This is a genomic window from Aquimarina sp. MMG015 (assembly GCF_018100855.1).
Lineage (GTDB): Bacteria > Bacteroidota > Bacteroidia > Flavobacteriales > Flavobacteriaceae > Aquimarina > Aquimarina latercula.
This window is the reverse complement of the sequence record NZ_JAGJEB010000004.1, coordinates 343,590-366,196: the sequence shown is the minus strand read 5'-3', so window position 1 is coordinate 366,196 and position 22,607 is coordinate 343,590. Positions and strand designations below refer to the sequence as shown.

At 34.0% G+C, this 22,607-nt stretch carries 15 protein-coding genes and 1 tRNA gene; 10 read left to right on the top strand and 6 right to left on the bottom strand.

Annotated features, from left to right (window positions below):
- Nucleotides 1-100: 100 nt before the first annotated feature.
- The 3 genes from J8L88_RS10425 to J8L88_RS10415 all read left to right on the top strand — a co-directional run bounded on the left by J8L88_RS10425 (nt 101) and on the right by J8L88_RS10415 (nt 4,658).
- Nucleotides 101-2,797 carry a DUF5916 domain-containing protein gene (locus J8L88_RS10425; protein ID WP_027393418.1) on the top strand — a complete coding sequence of 899 codons (2,697 nt, stop codon included), beginning with the start codon at nt 101-103 and terminating at the stop codon, nt 2,795-2,797.
- Nucleotides 2,798-2,875: 78 nt separating this feature from the next.
- Nucleotides 2,876-4,072, top strand: a complete 1,197-nt coding sequence (locus tag J8L88_RS10420; RefSeq protein ID WP_211060695.1) for a serine hydrolase — start codon at nt 2,876-2,878, stop codon at nt 4,070-4,072.
- A 94-nt stretch (nt 4,073-4,166) separates the two neighbouring features.
- Nucleotides 4,167-4,658 carry a lipocalin family protein gene (locus J8L88_RS10415; protein ID WP_211060694.1) on the top strand — a complete coding sequence of 164 codons (492 nt, stop codon included), beginning with the start codon at nt 4,167-4,169 and terminating at the stop codon, nt 4,656-4,658.
- An 82-nt stretch (nt 4,659-4,740) separates the two neighbouring features.
- On the opposite strand, the gene J8L88_RS10410 is transcribed toward J8L88_RS10415, so the two are convergent.
- Both J8L88_RS10410 and polA read right to left on the bottom strand, forming a co-directional pair.
- Entirely contained in the window at nt 4,741-5,565 is an 825-nt protein-coding gene (locus J8L88_RS10410; RefSeq protein WP_027393421.1) for a TerC family protein, read from the bottom strand.
- Nucleotides 5,566-5,629: 64 nt separating this feature from the next.
- Entirely contained in the window at nt 5,630-8,452 is a 2,823-nt protein-coding gene (polA, locus tag J8L88_RS10405; protein ID WP_211060693.1) for a DNA polymerase I, read from the bottom strand.
- 402 nt (nt 8,453-8,854) lie between these two features.
- Between polA and J8L88_RS10400 the strand changes: the two genes are divergently transcribed.
- Together J8L88_RS10400 and J8L88_RS10395 are read left to right on the top strand one after the other, a co-directional pair.
- Nucleotides 8,855-10,093 carry a metallophosphoesterase gene (locus J8L88_RS10400; protein ID WP_035085545.1) on the top strand — a complete coding sequence of 413 codons (1,239 nt, stop codon included), beginning with the start codon at nt 8,855-8,857 and terminating at the stop codon, nt 10,091-10,093.
- Between the two features lie 82 nt (nt 10,094-10,175).
- A complete protein-coding gene (locus J8L88_RS10395) occupies nt 10,176-10,472 on the top strand; it encodes a co-chaperone YbbN (RefSeq protein WP_027393424.1) in 297 nt (98 codons plus the stop codon).
- Nucleotides 10,473-10,499: 27 nt separating this feature from the next.
- Here J8L88_RS10395 and J8L88_RS10390 read toward each other — a convergent pair whose 3' ends face one another.
- Nucleotides 10,500-11,147: a polysaccharide deacetylase family protein gene (locus tag J8L88_RS10390; RefSeq protein ID WP_342667687.1), complete on the bottom strand. Its 648-nt coding sequence runs from the start codon at nt 11,145-11,147 to the stop codon at nt 10,500-10,502.
- Nucleotides 11,148-11,180: 33 nt separating this feature from the next.
- Nucleotides 11,181-14,483: a DUF2723 domain-containing protein gene (locus J8L88_RS10385; RefSeq protein WP_118388949.1), complete on the bottom strand. Its 3,303-nt coding sequence runs from the start codon at nt 14,481-14,483 to the stop codon at nt 11,181-11,183.
- A gap of 213 nt (nt 14,484-14,696) precedes the next feature.
- Between J8L88_RS10385 and J8L88_RS10380 the strand changes: the two genes are divergently transcribed.
- Nucleotides 14,697-14,769, top strand: a tRNA-Gln gene (locus J8L88_RS10380).
- A 55-nt stretch (nt 14,770-14,824) separates the two neighbouring features.
- Here the strand turns inward: J8L88_RS10380 and J8L88_RS10375 are convergent.
- Nucleotides 14,825-15,658 (bottom strand): universal stress protein, encoded by an 834-nt coding sequence (locus J8L88_RS10375; RefSeq protein ID WP_247666455.1) that lies wholly within the window; start codon nt 15,656-15,658, stop codon nt 14,825-14,827.
- Between the two features lie 272 nt (nt 15,659-15,930).
- On the opposite strand from J8L88_RS10375, the gene rimP reads away from it, so the two are divergent.
- The 3 genes from rimP to infB are packed head-to-tail and all read left to right on the top strand — an operon-like array spanning nt 15,931 to nt 20,499.
- Entirely contained in the window at nt 15,931-16,398 is a 468-nt protein-coding gene (gene rimP, locus J8L88_RS10370) for a ribosome assembly cofactor RimP (protein WP_211060724.1), read from the top strand.
- Between the two features lie 12 nt (nt 16,399-16,410).
- A complete protein-coding gene (gene nusA / locus J8L88_RS10365; protein ID WP_027393429.1) occupies nt 16,411-17,643 on the top strand; it encodes a transcription termination factor NusA in 1,233 nt (410 codons plus the stop codon).
- A gap of 45 nt (nt 17,644-17,688) precedes the next feature.
- Nucleotides 17,689-20,499, top strand: a complete 2,811-nt coding sequence (gene infB / locus J8L88_RS10360; RefSeq protein ID WP_027393430.1) for a translation initiation factor IF-2 — start codon at nt 17,689-17,691, stop codon at nt 20,497-20,499.
- An 85-nt stretch (nt 20,500-20,584) separates the two neighbouring features.
- On the opposite strand, the gene J8L88_RS10355 is transcribed toward infB, so the two are convergent.
- Nucleotides 20,585-21,037 (bottom strand): SPOR domain-containing protein, encoded by a 453-nt coding sequence (locus J8L88_RS10355; RefSeq protein WP_081415620.1) that lies wholly within the window; start codon nt 21,035-21,037, stop codon nt 20,585-20,587.
- Between the two features lie 223 nt (nt 21,038-21,260).
- On the opposite strand from J8L88_RS10355, the gene J8L88_RS10350 reads away from it, so the two are divergent.
- The gene (locus tag J8L88_RS10350; protein WP_211060692.1) at nt 21,261-22,577 is read left to right on the top strand and encodes a c-type cytochrome; all 1,317 of its coding nucleotides are present in this window, start codon (nt 21,261-21,263) and stop codon (nt 22,575-22,577) included.
- Nucleotides 22,578-22,607: the final 30 nt, after the last annotated feature.

Below are 22,607 nucleotides of genomic sequence, written 5' to 3'. Positions count from 1 at the left end.
TCTTTTTGGTGTTAATTTTTTACTAAATATAGATAGTAACTGTGACAAAGATTCATAATTTATGTCCTGTATTAAACATCAATCAACAAAACTAATCAACATGAAGTACGCGATCCATGTGCTAGGATTCCTTCTTTTTACACTGTTTTCGAATGCTCAAGATTCTACAGTGGTGAAAAAAAGAGTTTATACTACGAAACCTCTAAATGGTTCAGAAGCACCAACAATTAATGGATTAATTGAAGAATCTAGTTGGGATCTGGTAGAATGGTCTGGAGATTTTATTGAAAATGAGCCAGATGAGAATACACCTCCAAGTCAACAAACAAAATTTAAAATTTTGTATGATCAAAAATACCTATATATCGCTTATAGATGTTATGATACAGAACCCGACAAAATAGAAAAGAGATTATCTAGAAGGGATGGTTTTGCTGGAGATTGGGTAGAAATTAATTTAGATAGTTATCATGATAAACGAACAGGCTTCTCTTTTACAATTACTGCCGCAGGTGTAAAAGGAGATGAGTTTATATCTGATAATGGTAATAATTGGGATGGTAGTTGGAATCCTATCTGGTATACAGCAACTAATATAGATGATCAAGGATGGACAGCAGAGGTTAAGATTCCTTTAAGTCAATTAAAATTTGGTAAGAGTAAAGAACAAATATGGGGTTTACAGGTAAACAGAAGATTTTTTAGAAAAGAAGAGCGATCTGTATGGCAGCGAGTACCTCAGGATGCGCCTGGATGGGTTAGTGAGTTTGGCGAGTTACACGGATTAATTGATATAGAGCCGCAAAAACAGTTAGAGATTCAACCGTTTGTTGTTACTCAATATGACACTTTCCCCGAAGAAGATGGTAACCCCTTTAGAGATGGAGATGATTTTAAATTGAATGGAGGATTAGATGCTAAAATTGGGATTACTAATGATCTTACAATGGATTTAACGGTGAATCCTGATTTTGGACAAGTAGAAGCAGATCCTGCGGCTATAGCATTGGATGGTTTTCAGATATTTTTTCGAGAGCAAAGACCGTTTTTTGTGGAGAATAAAAATATTTTTGATTATCGTTTTGCGAATGGTCAAGATAATGTCTTTTATTCCAGAAGAATTGGAAGAAGTCCACAAGGTTCTATAGGATCTAGTCCTATTAATACAGAGTTTGTTGATAGGCCAACTAATACAACAATATTAGGTGCTGCTAAGTTTAGTGGAAAAACAAAGAATGGTTGGTCAATCGGAGTCTTAGAAAGTGTAACACAGCGAGAAATAGCGAAAGTAGAAGACGCCGATGGTAACAGGCGCGAAACTATTGTAGAGCCTTTGACAAATTATTTTGTTGGTAGAGTTCAGAAAGATTTTAATGATCGTAATACGTATATTGGAGGTATTTTTACGGCTACGAATAGAAATCTCGGTGATATTTTGAATATTGATTATGAAGATCCTAATACCGATGAGACTTCAGAATTAGTTGGGTTAAGAGAAAATAATCTAAATTTTTTAAGAAAATCAGCATATACCGCAGGATTAGATTTTAGACATAATTGGAAAGATAGAAAGTATTTTGTCGAAGGAAATTTAGTAACAAGTCATGTAGAAGGGTCTAAAGAAGCCATAGAAGCGACCCAAAATGAATTAACACATCTTTTTCAAAGAGTAGATGCAGATCATGTAAAAGTAGATCCTAATAGAACTTCACTTACGGGTACTGGCGGTAAGCTTATCGGTGGTAAATCAGGTGGTGGAAATTGGAGGTATACCGGAGGGGTTTTTTGGAGGTCGCCAGAATTAGAGTTAAATGACGTTGGGTTTTTAAGGCAAGCTGATGATATCAGACAATTTGCTAATGTTAGATATTTGTTTTTAAAACCTACTAAATTTTATAGAAGAGCAAATCTGAATTTTGAGCAAACTTCGGCATTTGATTTTGAAGGAAATTTTAATAGAATTCAATATGAGTTTAATGGTTTTATTAACTATAAAAATAACTGGTGGACAGAAGTAGGAGCAGCTCATAAGCCCAGAATTTATACAAACACAGTATTAAGAGGGGGTCCTCGCTGGAGATTTTCTGAAGAGAATTTTGCCTTTCTGTTTTTTGGTTCGGACAGTAGGAAAAAGTTTAATTTTACTATGGGGTATGTTAATTCTGGCGCTAGACAAAATAATTTTACCTTTCATAGATATGTGTTAAGGATGAGATACCAACCATTTAATGCATTAAGTATTTCCTTAAATCCAGAATTCGAGAGGAATCCTAATAAAACTCAGTATGTAACAGAAGTAGATTTTGCAGGTACCCCAAGATATATAACCGCTAGAATCGATCAGCAGACATTAAGCGCAAGTGTTCGTCTAAATTATAATATCAACCCTAATCTTACTATTCAATATTATGGACAACCATTTATTTCCAGAGGTACCTATACAGATTTTAATTATGTGAATAATCCTATTGCTTCGGATTTAAATGAGAGAGTTACATTGTATAATGATAATCAAATTTCTTTTGCGGATGATTTATACTCTGTGGATGAAAACTTAGATGGCGTAATAGATTATACTATTGATAATCCTGATTTTGCTTTTGTACAGTTTCGATCGAATTTGGTTTTACGTTGGGAGTATATACCAGGATCAGAGATTTTTCTTGTATGGTCACAAGGAGTTAATGGCTTGGGTGATCCAGGAGATCATCTTTTTAGGAGTTTAGACAATCAGATTTTTGGTCAGCAACCAGAAAACACATTTTTGATTAAGGCTACTTATAGGTTCGTATTATAAAATTTTTAAAAAGGTTTTAAGAAAGTTTTTCATCAAGATTTTTTACGTGTATTTTGCAATACTTAAGAAGATTATAATATGAAAAAAATTTTAGGGCTTTTTGTTTCTATATGTATTATCGGATGTACTACTTCTAAAACTGAACAGAAAAAGGTTGTTGTTACTGATCCAGAGCCTGTGTTAACTAAAAAAGATTCATTGTCACTTTTTTTGGATCATTACGAGAAGTTTTTTGCAACTAATTTTAATATTTCAGAATGTCCTGGAGCTGCTATAGTGATTGTTAAAGACTCTACAGTTGTGTACAAAAAAGGTTTTGGTGTAAAAGAGATCCATACAACTGATTCTGTAGATGTGAATACGGTATTTAGAATAGCAAGTCTATCAAAAGGAGTTACATCAGTGCTAGCTGGAAATTTGGCTGATAATAATGAGATTAAGTGGAAGCAAAATGTTAAAAAATCAGTAGGTATATTTAACTTAAGAGATAAAGCACAAGCAGAAAGACTTACTGTTAATCATTTGTTGTCTCATACGTCAGGATTATATAAGTATACTAATTCTAAATTGATTCATAAAGGGATGTCATTGCAGAACATTATTGCAAACTTTAAAAGGAATGGTGTTGTAGCTAAAGAAGGCACTGAATATGAATATCAGAATGCTGTTTTTTCTGTAGTAGAGAAGGTGATGGAGAATAATACGGGAAAGTCATTTGAAGCATTGTTAAGAGAACGATTGTTTGTGCCTGCAGGAATGAAAAATGCATCCAGTAGTTATTCAGATATTAAGAAAAACCCTAATGTTGCGTTACCACATAAATGGAATCATTATTCTAAGAAATATTATTTAACAAATCTTCATGAAAACTATTATAATGTTGCTGCCGCTGGAGGGGTTAATGCTTCTATTTCTGATATGGCAGAATATTTAAAAGTGCTACTTGGAAATCGTCCTGATATTATTTCTAAAGAAAGCTTAATAGAAATATTTAATCCGATGATCTGCACAAGTGATAAAGATACGTACGTGAATTTGTGGGATGGTGTTTCTGACTCTTATTATGCAAAAGGATGGAGGGTTTTAGATTACAGAGATAGAAAGGTTGTCTATCATGGAGGAAATGTAAATCAGTATAAAACGCAATTAATGATAGACCCAGAAAATAAGATAGGCGTTTGCGTATTGTTTAATGGGCCAAACACTTTTAATGGTCCAGTAATACCGACATTTTTGAATTACTATGATTTTTTTACTGCAACAATGGGAGGGTAGTGGAGAGTGAATGGTTTTTCAAGTAAATAAGGTGTATTTTGCAAATACTAAGAAGGAACAATAAATCGTTATTAATATTTAAAACTCAAAAATCATGAAAACTAATTTTTTTCTTTTTGCTATTTCTATTGCATTGTTTTTTACCTCTTGTAGTTCCGATGACGACAATGGAGGGGATGTGGTCCCGGATATGGTCTCATTAGTTGGAACTTGGGAGCTTACTTCTGCTTCTGGAGCGTTGCCAGTTGATCTAGATATGGACGGAAATGCTTCTACTAATTTATTAGAAGAATTACCTTGTTTTGAAGATACAATTGTGGTAAGTGATGATAACACATATAATCAAAATGTAACACAGATTGATGTTAATGTAACTCCAGATTTACCTCCGGTAGTTACTGCTGACTGCACAGGTCTTATACTTGAGGTAACAGGTGAATGGGCTCTAGCAAGTGGTCAATTAACATTTACTCCAACTGGAATGGATCCAAGAACAGTGATGATTACACTTACAGAGACAACACTTTCTTTTACAGATGAAGTTGAAGACTTAGGAGCTGTAGATTTAGTTTTTACGCGTCAATAAGTTATTTGTTATTGTGGTTAAAATAAAAAGCGCTTCCTTAAACAGGGAAGCGCTTTTTATTTCTTTTTACTAAAAAAAGGAGTTACTTGTCTTTTTTTGCTAGTGATTCTTGGTGTTGCTTTTCTGCTAATAGTTTTTTCTGATAACGACCTTGCACAATATCTACAATTACAAGTACAACAATTACAAAATAGAATGTTGTTTTACTCATTTGTGTAACTTCATTATTAAAAATATGGAGATGTGCTAAATGACCTCCTTCTGATAATAGCATAATACCTACTATGAATAATATAAAAAGCCCTAATACTTCATACATTCTATTTTTCTGAAGAAAGTTAGATACTTTATCAGCTAAAACGATCATTAAAACACCGCCTAGTACAATTGCTATAGACATCAAAACAAGTTGCGGTACATATTCCATATCGCTGGTTAACGCCATTGCACTTAAAATAGAGTCAAAAGAAAAAACCAAGTTCATAATTACGATCCATAAGATAACTTTGTTTATAGAACCTTTTTTATCATCTTTTTCTATTTCTTCGTGCTCATTAAGTAACATCATGTGCCAAATTTCTTTGATTGCTGTATATATAATAAATACACCTCCTGCAAGAACAATTAAGCTATGGACATTAAATTCGAACTCAAGAATGTTATTGTCATGAAGACTAAAGAAAGGTTCTTGGAAAAATTGTATTACAGACATAAGTACAAAAAGCAAAACTATACGAAGTACAATTGCTAATCCAACTCCCATTTTTCTTACGAAACTTTGTTTTTCTGGAGGTGCTTTTTTTGATTCTAAAGAAATGTAAAGGAGATTATCAAATCCTAAAACCGCTTGCAGTAGTACAAGCATTAATAGGGTAATGAGACTTTCAACGGTAAAAAGTTGTTCCATAAAATAAGTGTTGATTGGTTATGTTATTAAATATGAATATAATAATACTAAGTGCAGTTACAGGTTAGTGGGCTTCTAGCCAATTTTCTCCTAACCCCATATCTACATCTAAAGGAACTGCAAGTGTATATGCATTTTCCATTTCTGATTTTATAAGAGATTGTATTTTTTCTAATTCAGGTTTGTATACATCAAAAACCAATTCATCATGTACTTGCAGTAGCATTTTTGTCTTATAATTATCCTCTTTTAATTTTTGATGAATATTGATCATTGCAATTTTGATAATATCCGCAGCACTACCTTGTATTGGTGCATTTACTGCATTTCGTTCTGCTGCTCCTCTAACAACGGCGTTAGCGGAGTTAATATCTTTAAGATAACGACGTCTTCCTAATACTGTTTGGACATAACCATTTTCTCTAGCGAAATCTACTTGTTCGCTCATGTAATTACGTAGTTTAGGATAGGTTTTGTAGTAGGTGTCTATAAGTTCTTTGGCTTCACTTCGAGAAAGATCGGTTTGATTGCTCAGTCCAAATGCAGAGACGCCATATATAATTCCAAAATTTACAGTCTTAGCATTACTACGTTGTTCTCTAGTAACTTCCTCAATAGGTACATTGAAAACTTTTGCTGCGGTAGATGCATGAATATCTTCTCCGCTTTTAAAAGCATTGATCATCGTTTCTTCTTCACTTAATGCAGCAATGATTCTTAATTCTATCTGAGAATAATCGGCTGCTAATAGAATGTGTTCAGCATCTCTTGGAATAAATGCTTTTCTAACCTGCCTTCCTCTTTCTGTTCTAATCGGGATATTTTGTAAATTAGGATTATTAGAACTAAGTCGCCCAGTTGCGGCTACAGTTTGCATATAATCTGTGTGTACACGACCTGTAGATTCATTAATTTGGTTAGGTAATGCATCTACATAGGTGCTTTTTAGTTTAGATAATCCACGATAATCTAGTATGTTTTGAATGATTTTGTGATCCTTAGCTAGGTACGATAAAACATCTTCTGCGGTAGAATATTGACCAGTTTTTGTTTTCTTTGGTTTGTCGACCAATTTCATTTTTTCAAAAAGAATGATTCCTAATTGCTTAGGCGAAGCAATGTTAAACTCTTCTCCAGCTTCTTTATATATGTCAGTTTCTAACGTTTTAATGTCATTGTTCAGTTCTTCTGATAATGACTGCAAAAATTCATTGTCTAGATTAATTCCTTCTATCTCCATCGCTGCTAGAACTCTTAGTAAAGGAACTTCTATGTCTTCAAAAAGAGATAATATATTAGCTTCATTAAGTTCTGGAGTAAAGTGTTCTTTAAGTTGAAATGTAATATCGGCATCTTCCACTGCATACTCCGTTTGCTTTTCTTGTGGAACTTGTCTGAAAGATAATTGGTTTTTCCCTTTTTTTCCTATCAGCTCAGTTATTGAAACTGGTGTGTAATTAAGATAGGTTTCTGAAAGGACATCCATATTATGTCTCATATCTGGGTTGATTAGATAATGAGCTAGCATAGTGTCAAACAATTTTCCTTTTACATCTAGATTATATTTGGCTAATACTTTGATGTCGTATTTTAAATTTTGACCAATTTTGGTAATATTTTCATCTTCGAAAAAAGGTCTTAGTTGTTCGATTAATTCTTGAGCTTCATTTTGATTCTCAGGAAAAGGAATGTAGAACCCTTTTCCTGCTTCCCAAGAAAATGAGATTCCTACCAATTCTGCAGTAAGAGGATCGAGTCCAGTTGTCTCTGTGTCAAAACAAACATTTTTCTGCTTAAGTAGATTTTGAATAAATAATTTCATTGCCATTCCAGGAGCTACACTCTGGTAAAAATGTTCTGTATTTGCAATTGTTTTTCTACTAGAAAATGAATCTGTAGCAGTATTGGTATCTTGATTGCCACCAAACAATGAAAATTGACCCGCACCAGCTTGTTCCGATTGCTTATTTGAAGAAGCAGTTTTTGTTGGGTTAGAAGATTCAGATGGAAAGAAGATTTTAGTGAATTGATCAGTCAATCTTCTAAACTCGAGCTCTTCAAAAATTTCCTGTACTTTTTTTGCGTCCGGTTCAGAAATTTCATAATCCTTTGCGTCGAAAGTAACATCACAATCGAGGATAATCGTTGCTAATTTTTTAGAAAGAAGTCCTAATTCTTGATTAGCTTCTACTTTTTCTTTCATCTTGCCTTTTAGCTGATCTATGTTCTCAAAAAGACCTTCCATAGATCCATAAGCAGCAATGAATTTCTTGGCAGTTTTATCACCAACTCCTGGTAAGCCGGGAATATTGTCTACAGCATCTCCCATCATTCCAAGGTAATCAATCACCTGCTCTGGATGTTCTACTTCAAATCTTTTTTGTACTTCGGGTATTCCCCAGATTTCAATACCATTGCCCATGCGAGCTGGGCGATACATAAAAATGTTTTCGGACACCAATTGGGCATAATCTTTATCAGGTGTAACCATATATGTTTGGTACCCTTCTTTTTCGGCTTGTTTAGCAATGGTTCCGATTAAATCATCAGCTTCTACTCCAGCTCTTTCAATAATAGGGATATGCATTGCTTTTAAGATTTCCTGTATAATAGGAACAGCTATTTTTATAGCTTCAGGAGTTTCGTCTCTGTTAGCTTTATATTCTGGAAATATCTCTAAACGATCCTTGCTTCCTTGTTTATCAAATGCAACTGCTAAGTGATCTGGTTTTTCTCTTTTGATTACATCAAAAAGTGAATTTACAAACCCCATAATTGCTGAGGTATCTTGCCCTTTAGAGTTGATTCTTGGATTTTTAATTAAAGCATAATATCCGCGAAAAATAAGTGCGAATGCATCCAGAAGAAAAAGACGTTTTTGTGACATAGTGTATGTTCAGTTTTTAGAAATGCAATATAAAAAGAAGATTGCTGAAAATCGTTTCAAAATTATACTAAATAAGAAATGCCGTCAATGAATGACGGCATTTCGCCCCAAAATAAAATTGATAACAATGTTATCAATTGCTATAAATACGATAGTAATATTTTATGAATAAAGTAGATTTTTTTTGTACATCCCTATAGTTAAATAGTTGAACGAAGGTACGAATAAAAATTATACATATGAAAGAAAATTCTAAGATTTATGGTGTTTGATATATGTGTATCTTAGTAATGATAGTATTTTATAATGATTCAATGATAAACAGTTAATTTTTACTTAAATATACTTATGATTGACAAAAGGTGAGATAGTTTTGTTAAGTAAATAAAACTTAGAATTAATATGCGTTGGATTATTCCTTTAGTGCTTTATGTTTTAATAGAATTATATGCTTATCAAGTAATTCGCACTTTATCAAAAAATCAATGGATCCAAATAGTATATTTGATTATCTCATTACTCATAATAGGGTATGTTATATATGTTTTTGCTAACTACGATAGAAGTGTAGGTCCTACAAAATATTCATTAAGAGCAAGTGGTTTGTTGTTAGTCACCTTAGTTCCTAAGTTGATTTTAGTGTTGTTTATGTTTGGGGAGGATATTATAAGGCTTTGCGTAGCAGGGTATACTTATCTTACAAATACATTTTTTGACGGAAATGCGACTCAATATTTACCAAGTCGAAGAAAATTTATAAGTCAAATAGCTTTAGGGGTAGCTGCAATACCTTTTGCAGGATTAGTGCATGGTATATTTAGAGGTAAGTATAATTTTAAAGTTATTAATCATGTTCTATATTTTGATGATTTACCAAATGCATTTGATGGTTTTCGGTTAACTCAGATATCGGATATTCATTCTGGTAGTTTTGATGAGGTTGAAAAGATTGAATATGCTGTAGATTTAATAAATCAGCAGCAAACTGACTTATTAGTTTTTACTGGGGATATTGTAAATACTATGGCTAGTGAAATGGATGATTGGATTGATATTTTTAAGGGTTTAAAAACACCTTCTTTTGGGAAATATTCTATTTTGGGAAATCATGATTATGGTGAATATGTAACTTGGGATTCAGAAGAAGAAAAAGAAGCTAATTTTGAAGCTATTAAAGAAGTGCATTCTAAAATTGATTTTCAATTGTTGTTAAATGATAATTCGTTTATAGAAAAAGATGATGACCGAATAGCTATAGTCGGTGTGGAGAATTGGGGGCATAATTTTAAAAAGGCAGGAGATTTGGCAAAAGCATCGAATGGTGTTTCCAAAGAAGATTTTAAAATTTTATTAAGTCATGATCCATCTCACTGGGAGTATGAGGTAAAAAAGCATGATAATCATTATCATTTAACGCTTAGTGGGCATACTCATGGATTTCAGTTTGGAATAGAAATCCCTGGGTTTTTAAAGTGGAGTCCTGTACAGTATGTTTATAAACAATGGGCTGGTATGTATAATGATATGGGGCGTTATCTTAATGTAAATAGAGGGTTTGGTTTTCATGCCTTTCCCGGAAGAGTAGGGATTTGGCCGGAAATTACTGTTATAGAATTGAGAAAAGGTCCTAAACCCGCATAATTCGAAGAAAGTGTTATATTTACAATTATATATCAGCTTTGTTCGTTAGTATAGCATAGTTAGATAATAAAATTTTTAGAACATGTCAAAGTTTGGAGAGTTAATAGGTATTGAGGTTCCGGTTTTGCTGGATTTTTATACTGAATGGAATGAACCTTCTGTATCCATGCATCCTGTGTTAAAGGATGTGGCTGCTGCTCTTGGCGATAAAGCTAAAGTGATAAAGATAGATGTGGATAAAAATGAGGAGTTGGCTACAGCGCTTCGTATTAAAGGTCTTCCTACATTAATGATTTATAAAGAAGGAGAAATGGTTTGGAGACAAAGCGGAGAGCAAGATGCGAACACGCTTATAGGTCTTATGAAAGAGTATGTTTAAAAAAGAACTTTCTTAGATTGATTAAGATTAAATCTTTTCAAATATAAATCCTTTTTCAGAAAAATGCTTAAGTACTTTAGGCAATGCTACCCTAAGGTTTTTAAATGCTTTAATACTATCATGAAAAACAACAATACTACCTTTTTTTGCGTTTGCAACGACATTAATAGAGCATTGTTCTGGTGAGGTATTTTTGTCCCAATCTTTGGATAACACATCCCATAATATAATTTCATAGTTTAGTTTCCTTAACTCTGATAATTTACGCTTATTTAATTGTCCATAAGGAGGTCTAAACAGTTTGTGGTTAATTTTAGTGTGTTCTAAAATTTCATTTTCACATTTTAAAACATTTTCAATGTATGTAGAAAAGCTATTTTTCCTCGCTTTCAAGTGATTCATAGTGTGGTTACCAATACTATGTTCATCTGAAATTATTCTTTTAAAAATCATTGGGTTTTTCCTAATATTTTCACCAATACAAAAAAAAGTGCCTTTTGCGTTATACAGTTTTAGTTGATCTAATACGAAATCGGTTACTTCGGGAATAGGGCCATCATCAAAGGTTAGATAAATCTTCTTTTCTTCGCAAGTGTAGAAATCCCAAGTATAGTTGGGAAATAGTAACTTAATACTGTTAGGCGTTTTATTAGGTATTAAATCCAAATTGATCAAAAAAAAGAGCCTTAGTTAAAAGGCTCAGTTGTGTTATGATTTTGGTAGTTCTTCTAAAGTATCTAATGGTTTTTGACTATCTAGAAGTTCTTTTTGCAAATCTTGCTCTTGATCTTCCAAAACATCTTGATTGTCATACTCTTCATCTTCAGAATAAAGTCTTGTAAATAATCTTAGGTATCTATTAAATTCTTCAGCCTTTTCTTCAATCATTTCTTTGTCTTGATTGATTATTAGAAGATCTACAACACTTCTATATCTTTCTACATTACTTACTATCTCACTAGCATATTCATATTGATGTTCTAAAGTAAGGCTCCCGAAGTATGTCAATTGTTCTTGATATTTTTTTGCGATTTTATTCCATAAATCACGCGCTTTTTCTTTTTCTCCTACTTCGTAGTATCCACTTACATATGGTTCTAATAGCGTGTAATACTCATAGAATTCTATTGGCATTTTTTCCATCCCAAGGTCTAGAATTGTTTTAGCCTTATCTTTTTTGCCTTCATTAATCAATGCTTCTACTAATCTAGCTAGATTACTACGATAAGTAATAGCGTTTTTTCGAGTTTCAGGATCATGGTAAATGTTGGGGTTTTCGCTATTTCCCCAATCCCAGCTAGTAACATTGTTATACATAAGGTCTGTATCAATACGTCCCATGTCATAAGGGTTTCGTTTGTCTATTGGAGTTCTAATAGGAACTAGTTTATAGGTAACACCATCTAATTGTAAATAATCTTTCATCCATAAATAATCATCATCACCAAAACTTCCACCAGTAAAATATACAGGTCTTTCCCAGTTATTGTTAGCAATCATGTCTAACATTAGCAATCGATTTTTAAATAGTAGATCACCTTTTAAATGTATATCTATATAAGGAACTATAAGATGAGCATCTTTTTGTGATACGATTCCATTTCTAAGAACGGCTTCTTTATCAACAGGAATTCTTATGTGTTTCGTTGGAAAAGTGTTTACTTGTTTTCCATTTTGTAAGTCACCTTTGGTTCTAGGATCATCAGTCTCAATCCATCGCATCCAGTTTTTGATAAGCATAGTATCATTAGTGACTGGTTTGTAATAAATAGCATCATTGTTTCCAAACCTATAGAACTCGTGTGTTAACTGAGATGGGATTGGTTTACCATCATATGCAGCTTTTTTCATCTGATCGATGTACCAATCTGTTGCAAATAAGCTAGTATTTACTGTTCTTACATCAGTTCTGTATTCTTCTATATCTTGAGCATACCATAATGCAAATGTATCATTATCACCTATTGTAAAAAGTATAGCGTCTTTTTGGCATGATTGAAGGTACATTTTTGCCATAGCTTGTGCTGTATATCGATTCGAACGGTCGTGGTCATCCCAATTCTGAGCAGCCAGTAAAACGGGTACGGCGAGTAAACATATTGTAGTTACTAGAGGAGCTAGTAATTTTGGTTTTAATGAGTTTTTAAGAATGTCGAATAATGCATATACTCCAAAACCTATCCATATAGCGAATACATAAAATGAACCAACTAAGGCATAATCCCTTTCTCTTGGTTCAAAAGGTCTTTCGTTAAGATATATTTTTAGGGCCAATCCTGTAAATAAGAAAAAAGCTAATAGCACCCAGAAATTTTTCTTATCCTTTTGTACTTGGAACACAAAACCAATGAGACCAAGCAATAATGGTAAAAAGTAATAGGTGTTACGAGCTTTGTTTTTTAATACATCCCCAGGTAAATTGTCTTGAGATCCTAAGTGTATTTCATCAATAAATTTAATTCCACTAAGCCAATTACCTTCTAGATTGCTATATTTTCCCTGATTATCATCTTGTCTACCCACAAAATTCCACATAAAATATCTCCAATACATATATCCTATTTGATATTCAAGGAGATATAAAACGTTAGATGCAAAAGATGGTTTTTCTACATTTAAATAATCACCAAAGGAGCGTAAGAATTTATTGTAGTCGTCATTGTCTAATTTACCTACCGCATATTCTCTTCTAAATTGCGTAACAGCTTCAAGTAATTCGGATTCATCTTGGTACTCTGGTTTTATAGTGAACCTAATCGGTCCGGTGAAGTCCATGTAATTGGAAATATGCTCGGTACTCCACATTCTTGGTAAAAATGCCTTATGATCATCATCTATGTTTTGTCTAGCATTTTTCCAGTCGTTTACAATATCGTACTTCCCAGTTTTTAGATTTTTCTCATATTTAGGTTTGTCATCTTCATAAGGTTCGTCTTCATCGAGTCCGGCATATATTTCAGTAAATTGTGGTCCATAAAATAGATGAGTTTCTGGATATTGTTCTAGGTTATAATAAGCGAGTAATTCACGAGCATTGTTTGGATTATTTTCATTTATGACTGTTCCAGCATTAGCTCTTATAGGAAGCATGATCCAACAAGAGAAACCAATGAATATAAATAACACGCATAGTACAGCAGAGTTGATTAAAGGGAATTCCTTTTTGCGCGTGTATTTAAGAATGAAATAAAATGCCGCTGCTATAATGAGGCCTAAAAATATAGTCCCTGAGTTAAATGGCATTCCAAAACTATTCACAAAAGTAACCTCAAACCATCCAAACAATTTTAAAGTGGAAGGTAGTAGTAACTTAAATATAAATAAAAGTATTGCTACCACTACGATGTTAGCAACAATAAAATTCTTTATAGTAACCTTATAGTTTTTGAAATAATATAACAATCCTATTGCTGGTATGGAAAGTAATCCCATAAAGTGAACTCCAAATGAAAGTCCAGCAATAAAAGCAATTAAAATTAACCATCGGTTGCCTCTCGGGTTATGCATGTCTCTTTCCCAGAGTAATCCTAAATAAAACAATACAGATAAAATACAGGTAGCCATTGCGTATACTTCTGCTTCTACTGCATTAAACCAAAAACTATCGGTAAAAGCGAATGCCAAAGACCCAACTAAGCCGCTCCCTAAGGTTGCCAAAGCTTTACCATCCGTAAAACTTTCATCCGTTATAATTAATTTTTTGACAAGGATAGTGATTGACCAAAACATAAAGAGAATGGCAAAAGCACTAGCGAAAGCTGAGGTCATATTAACAACAAGCGCTATCTGCGTGGGGTCTGAAGCAAATATGGAAGCAAAAGCGCCTATCATTTGAAATAGAGGTGCTCCCGGCGGATGTCCAACTTGTAATTTAGACGATGTAGCTATATACTCGCCTGCATCCCAAAAACTAGCTGTTGGTTCTACGGTTAAGGAGTATACACAAAGGGCGATTCCAAAAACTACCCATCCTAATATTTTATTCCACTTTTTAAAGTTGAATGTGCTCATAAGATATAACTGTTATAACGTGTGGCGAATTTAGTAATAAAAATACTTCTCTATTAGTTTTTTTAGCAAACGCTTAACAGAAGTTTATATTTTGGATAAGTGATAAATAAAACTGGCTCAATAAATAGGATAAAAACTAAAGAATGAATTTTTTTTAAAAAAATGTTTGCAGACCAAAAAGAATATATTAAATTTGCACCCGCAATGACGCATTGGTCTATGGTGTAACTGGCAACACGTCTGGTTTTGGTCCAGAAGAGTCTAGGTTCGAGCCCTAGTAGACCAACATAAAAGAGCTACACATAATGTGTAGCTCTTTTTTATTTATAAGTAAGATTAAATTATATTTTGAAGGTTAGAACGGGTCTTTTAGCATGGTTTACCACGTCTTCTCCAAGACTTCCATTAATAAAGTGAGATAATCCCTTTCTTCCGTGTGTGCTAATTCCTATAAGGCCTGCATCTACAGAATTTGCAAAATTTAAAATTCCTTTTTCTACATTGATGTCGTTGTAAATATTTAGTGAGTAGTTGTCAATAGGTAGATCAGCAATCATTAGATTCATTTTTTCTTCCGTTTCTCTAGTTGTTTTAAAACTATTTGCTGTGTTTATCCACACTAAGTGTAATTTTGCTTCTAGTTGTTTAGCAAATTCATGCGCTGATATTAATGATGGTTTATCTTCATCATCAAAATTAGTAGCATACACAAGGTCGTTAACATTATAAATGTCACAATCTTCTTTAATTACAAGCACAGGTTTTTCTGAAGTTCGAACTACTTTTTCGGCATTAGAGCCAATAAATAATTCTTCAAACCCGGAGGATCCGTGGGAACCCATTATAATCATGTCTATATCATTCTTGTCACACGAATCCATAATTCCACGGAGAACATCTTCAAAACTAACAGTTTCGATTACTTCTAGATCCTTTAGGTAGTCACTAGCTAAAACTTCTTCAAACTTCTTATGTGTTTGTTTCATAAAAAATATGGCTTCCGGCGCAGAAGCGGAAGCTCCAGAAGACATTAAATCGACCAGATGAACTGGCATTTCTAAAATATGTAAAAGATAGATCTGACAATCGTTCTTTTTAGCGATTTGCGCTGCTACTTTTAAGGCGCTTTCTGCTTGAGTAGAAAAATCAGTAGGTACTAGAATTCTTTTAATCATGGTTAAGTGTGTTTAAGAGAAATTTATCAATATCCAAGTAGTACTTGGTTTAGGTTAGTTATTTTTTTGTTTGCGTAAACTGTAGATTAAAAAATGTATTTCCCCTATGATTCTTAAAATCGTTAGGTTGTAATAAGCTAACAGTCATTTAAATTTACGAATAAATTCATTCTTAAGTAGATTTTGAATCTAAGATATTATTACTATCTTTGCACCGTTGAAATTAAAAAACCAGATTGAGGGGACGAAAAGTCCCCTCTTTTTATCTGCCTATGTTATTAAAAGATAAAGTTCAAAGTTTATTAGCAGAAGCCCTAGAAGAAAGGCCTTCTCTTTTCTTGATCAGTCAAAAAATACATCCTGGTAACATCATAGAGATTATTGTTGATGGTGATGGTGGTATAACTGTAGAGGATTGTATAGCTTTAAGCAGAGCGATTGAGCATAATTTAGACCGAGAAGAAGAAGATTTTTCTTTACAAGTAATGTCTGCTGGAGTTTCTGAAGGCTTAGTTCATCGACGTCAGTATAAAAAGAATATAGGTAGAAAGTTAAAGGTAAAAACCGAAGGAGGTAATACTATTGAAGGAGAGTTGGTTTCTGTGTCTGATAATAGTATAGATTTGGTTTGGAAAGCAAGAGAGCCAAAACCAGTAGGAAAAGGAAAAATAACGGTAACAAAGGAGGCTTCTGTTTCTTATGATGAAATACAGGAAGCTAAAGTTATGATAACATTTTAATTATAAATTGATATGGAAAATATCGCATTAATAGAGTCATTTTCAGAATTTAAGGATGATAAGTTAATCGATCGTGTTACGCTAATGGCGATCTTAGAAGATGTGTTTAGAAATGCATTAAAAAAGAAATTTGGTAGTGATGATAATTTCGATATCATTATAAATCCTGATAAAGGGGATTTAGAAATTTGGAGAAACCGTGTGGTTGTTGCTGATGGTGAAGTTGAGGATGGAAATCAGGAAATATCAATTTCTGAAGCGCAAAAAATAGAACCAGATTTTGAAATAGGAGAAGACGTTTCTCAAGAAGTGAAGTTAATAGATTTAGGTAGACGTTCAATTTTGGCTTTACGTCAGAATTTAATTTCTAAAATTCATGAACACGATAACACTAATATCTATAAGCAGTTTAAAGAATTAGAAGGAGAGATATATACTGCAGAAGTGCATCATATTCGTCATAGAGCGATTATTTTGTTGGATGATGAGGGTAATGAGATTATTTTACCAAAGGATAGACAAATACCTTCAGATTTTTTCAGAAAAGGAGAAAATGTAAGAGGAGTTATTGAATCTGTGGAGTTAAAAGGTAATAAACCAGCAATTATTATGTCTAGAACATCTCCATTGTTTTTGGAGAAGTTGTTCGAGTCTGAGATTCCAGAGGTTTTTGATGGTTTGATTACTGTTAAGAAAGTTGTTAGAATACCAGGAGAAAAAGCTAAAGTAGCTGTAGACTCTTATGACGATAGAATTGATCCAGTTGGAGCTTGTGTTGGTATGAAAGGATCTCGTATCCACGGTATCGTAAGAGAACTTGGTAATGAAAATATTGATGTTATAAATTATACGAATAACCTTCAGTTGTTTATTACTAGGGCTTTAAGTCCAGCAAGAGTAACTTCTATTAAGCTTAATGAAGAGGGTAGCCGAGCAGAAGTTATGCTGAAGCCAGAAGAAGTTTCTAAAGCAATCGGACGTGGAGGGCACAATATTAGATTGGCTGGTCAATTAACAGGTTATGAAATTGATGTGTTTAGAGAAGGGGTTGAAGAAGATGTTGAATTATCAGAATTTTCTGATGAAATAGACTCTTGGATTATAGAAGAATTTGCTAAAATAGGATTAGATACAGCTAAGAGTATTTTGGAGCAAGATATTAAAGACTTAGTAAAAAGAACAGATCTTGAAGAAGAGACTGTTAGTGAAGTTATTAGAATATTAAAATCAGAATTTGAAGATTAATAACTTCAATTAATTTATATTTGAGCATAAAATAATAAGGCATTTATGGCTGAAGCAAAAACAATGAGATTAAATAAGGTATTACGCGAATTCAATATCTCGCTAGATCGGGCTGTTGACTTTTTGAATTCAAAAGGTCATGAGATAGACTCGCGTCCTACCACAAAGATTTCTTCGGAGATCTATCAGCTGTTGTTTGATGAGTTCCAGACAGACAAGAGTAAGAAGGTAGCTTCAAAAGAGGTTGGTGAGGAAAAAAGAAAAGAGAAAGAAGCGCTCAGAGTGCAGATTGAAACGGAACAAGAGGAGAGACGTAAGCGCGCTGAAGCTCGTGAAGTTGTGAAAGCCAAAGCCCAATTGACTGGACCGAAACAAGTAGGTAAAATAGAATTGGATAAGAAAGAAGAAGTTGTTGAGAAGCCCGAAGAAAAAGCAGCAACAGAAGAAGCTCCTAAGAAAGAAGAGGTAAAAGAAGTTGAAAAGGAGAAAGAGGAAGTGAAAGAAAAGGCTCCTGAAGTGGTTTCTAATAGGCCTGCTAAAAAAGGTATAAAAATAGCTAAAGTTGCAGCGATAGATCTGGAACAAAAGAAAGCTTCTAAACCAGCAGAGCAGCCAGCTAAAAAGGAATCTCCTGCTTCTAAGGAACCGGAACCTCAGGGAGAACCTGTAAAGGTAGAAACTCAGTATAAGAAGTTGGATGGTCCGAATTTTACTGGTCAAAAAATTGATTTAACTAAGTTTCAGAAACCTCCAAAAAAGAAAGAAGATAAATCGAAGTCTTCCGATAGCGATCCAAAAAAACGTCGTAGAAGAATTAGCAAAGATGGTGGAGGAGCTAAATCTGGAGGACCAGGTAATAGACAAGGCGGTAATCGTGGGCGTGGTCCAGGAAACCGAGGTCCAAACCGAGGTCCAGGAAAAGGAAAGAGACCTGCTGTAGTTAAGGAGGAGCCTAGTGAAGAAGAAGTACAAAAACAAGTAAGAGAGACTCTTGAGAAGCTTCAAGGGAAATCAAATAAATCCAAAGCAGCTAAATATCGTAGAGATAAGCGTGATCAGCATCGCCAAAAAGTGGAAGATGATGTGGCTCAGCAAGAACAGGCAAGTAAGGTTCTTAAAGTAACTGAGTTTGTTACGGTTTCTGAGGTGGCGACGATGATGGATGTTCCTACAACTCAAGTAATATCAGCTTGTATGTCATTAGGTATTATGGTGACTATGAACCAACGTTTAGATGCGGAAACCCTTTCTATTGTTGCAGATGAATTTGGATATGAAGTTGATTTTGTAACATCTGATATTGAAGAATCAATAGAAGAAATAGTAGATGCTCCAGAAGATCTTGTACTTAGAGCACCTATTGTTACTGTAATGGGACACGTTGATCACGGTAAAACTTCTCTGTTAGATTATATTCGTGAAGAGAATGTAATAGCAGGAGAAAGTGGTGGTATTACGCAGCATATTGGTGCGTACGGTGTTCAATTAGAAAATGGTCAAAAGATTGCATTCCTAGATACACCGGGTCACGAAGCGTTTACAGCAATGCGTGCTCGTGGTGCTCAAGTAACGGATTTAGCAATTATTGTGATAGCTGCAGATGATGACGTAATGCCGCAAACAAAAGAAGCGATCAGTCATGCGCAAGCTGCTGGTGTTCCGATTGTTTTTGCTATAAATAAAGTAGATAGACCAGAAGCTAATCCTGATAAGATTAAGGAAAAATTAGCTTCTATGAATTTATTGGTAGAAGATTGGGGTGGAAAAATTCAATCCCATGATATTTCTGCTAAGACAGGACAAGGAGTTAAAGAACTTTTAGAAAAAGTACTTCTGGAGGCAGAAATATTAGAACTTAAGGCGAATCCGGATAGATTGGCATCTGGTACTGTGGTAGAAGCATTTTTAGATAAAGGTAGAGGATATGTGTCAACAATTTTAGTACAAACAGGTACACTACAAGTTGGAGATTATGTATTGGCCGGAAAGAATAGTGGTAAGGTTAAAGCAATGCAGGATGAACGTGGTAAGAACGTTAAGAAAGCAGGTCCTTCAACACCAGTATCTATTTTGGGTCTAGATGGTGCTCCTCAGGCAGGTGATAAGTTTAGTGTTTTAGAAGATGAAAGAGAGGCAAAAGATATAGCTTCTAAAAGAGCTCAGTTGCATAGAGAACAATCAGTACGTACACAGAGACATATTACACTTGATGAAATTGGACGTCGAATTGCACTTGGAGACTTTAAGGAATTAAATATTATTCTTAAGGGTGATGTTGATGGTTCGGTAGAAGCGTTAACGGATTCATTCCAGAAGCTATCGACAGAAGAGATTCATGTAAATATAATCCATAAAGCAGTAGGAGCAATTACAGAAAGTGATGTGTTACTAGCATCTGCTTCTGATGCTATTATAATAGGGTTTAATGTGAGACCTGCAGGTAATGCCCGTCAGGTTGCTGATAAAGAAGAAATCGATATCAGAACATATTCGATTATATACGATGCGATTAATGATCTAAAAGATGCAATGGAAGGTATGCTTTCTCCTGTGATGAAGGAAGAAATTACTGGTACTGCTGAGATTAGAGAAACATTCAAGATATCTAAAGTTGGAACAATTGCAGGTTGTATGGTTCAGACAGGTAAAATTATACGTAATGCTGGAATTCGTTTGATACGTGAAGGTGTAGTTGTGTATACTGGAGAGCTTGCTTCTTTAAAGAGATTTAAGGATGATGTGAAAGAGGTTTCTAAAGGGTATGATTGTGGATTGCAGGTTAAAAATTACAATGATATTAAGATAGGTGATGTAATAGAATCTTTCCAGGAAGTTGCTGTGAAGAAAAAATTATAAAACCGATATACATATAGGATTATAATAAAAAAGCCTGATCAATATTGATCAGGCTTTTTTATGTTTGTGATATGGATTTTGATATTTATTTTTTTTCTGGTTTAAAAGGGAATGCGTTAGGAAATTCTTCTCTTATCTCTTTTAATGCTCGATCTGTCTCTAATTTACTTCGATAATTACCTATCCATACTTTATGATTTGGAGTTTCATAAACGATGTCTGCTCTCCATTGAGGGAAAGACTTTTCTGCATTGTTTCTAATTGTGTTTGCATTTTTTAGGTCCCCCGTATATAGTTGAATCCTGTAGTTCTCACTGAGAACACCGTCTTTATCCATTTTGGTTTTAATGTTTAGCAGCTGGTTGATTCGTGGATCTTGGTTGATAGTAATGGTTGGTTCGGCTGGTGGAGTCATCTCTACAGTGGTAAAAACAGTTGGATTATCCAAATTAGTAGAATCTTGTGCGCTTATATAGGTGATTCCTGTAAAACAAAAACCTAATAATAAAAGGTTGTTTTTTTTGTTTAAAATTCTCATTACAAATAGATTTGATACAAAGGTAAAGTTTAATAACTCAAAATCCTTTAAAAATATTATTTAGAATTATTATAAATTACCACTTAACACTTCGCTAACATTTCTAAAATCGACTTATTATAGTACTTTTGCTGTCGAATTAAATGGACGTGGTTTTTGTATCATTTTTTACAAATAATGAAAAAACCATACCAAAATTTAGACGATAATTCTACTTAATAATATGAAACAGGTGAAATACCGAAATTCAGCCTCAAAACTCCTACTCTTAGGAACTGTTTTTTTGTTCTCTTTATTGAATCCAGTTTTTGCTCAGGAAGAAGCTGTGTTAACTGAAGCCGCTGCTGTGGAATCTACTGCTGGTGGTGATGTTGCAAAGGGAGAAGCGTTATTTAAATCGCTATGTGCTGCTTGTCACAAGCGTTATAAGAAAATGACAGGTCCAGCATTGTTTGGAGTTACCGAGAGAAGAGATACAGAATGGTTGTATTCTTGGATTAAGAATAGTGCGGCAATGATTGCTTCTGGAGATGCAGATGCAGTTGCGATTTTTGAAGAGTACAAGAAGACTCCGATGAATGCCTTTCCTCAATTAACAAATACGGATATTGATAATATTTTGGCATATGTTATGGTGCCAAAAGCTGATCCGCCTCCACCGCCACCTGGTGAAGTTACAAGTCAATCTAGTGGTTCTGGAGTGTCTTCTAATTTAATTTTAGCAGCTTTAGCATTAGTGTTCCTAATGTTGGTAGTAGTGTTGTTTTTAGTTAATAAAACACTTAGGAGTTTTGCAGAAGCAAATGGTGTGGAATTACCTGAAGCAGAAGCTAGAACTCCAATATGGAAAGCATTTGTGCAAAATCAATTTTTAGTGTTGGTTTCTGCAATATTTGTATTGCTTGCTAGTGGATACTTTGTTTATGGTTATTTTATGCAAGTTGGAGTTGATCAGGGATATATGCCAATTCAACCAATACATTATTCTCATAAAATACATGCAGGAGACAATAAGATAGAGTGTAAGTACTGTCACTCTTCAGCTAGAGTTTCTAAACATTCAGGAATTCCATCGCTTAATGTTTGTATGAACTGTCACAAATCAATTAGTGAGGTTGCTGAAGGTACCGCAACAGCTGATTACTCGAAGGAGTTTTATGACGGTGAAATTAAGAAGTTATATAAAGCCGTTGGTTGGGATGAGAGTTCTCAGTCTTATACTGGCGAAACTGAGCCTGTAAAATGGGTGCGTATCCATAATTTACCAGACTTTGCATACTTTAATCACTCTCAGCACGTAAGTGTAGCGGGTATAGAGTGTCAGAAATGTCACGGACCTGTAGAAGAAATGGAAATTATGTATCAACATGCTCCATTGACAATGGGATGGTGTATCAACTGTCACAGAGAGACTAATGTGAAAATGGAAGGCAATGAGTATTATGATAAGATACACAAAGAGTTGTCTAAGAAGTATGGAGTGGATAAGTTAACAGCTGCTCAGATGGGTGGTCTGGAATGTGGTAAGTGCCACTATTAATAAAATGATTTATTCGTCGTTTAAGCGAAA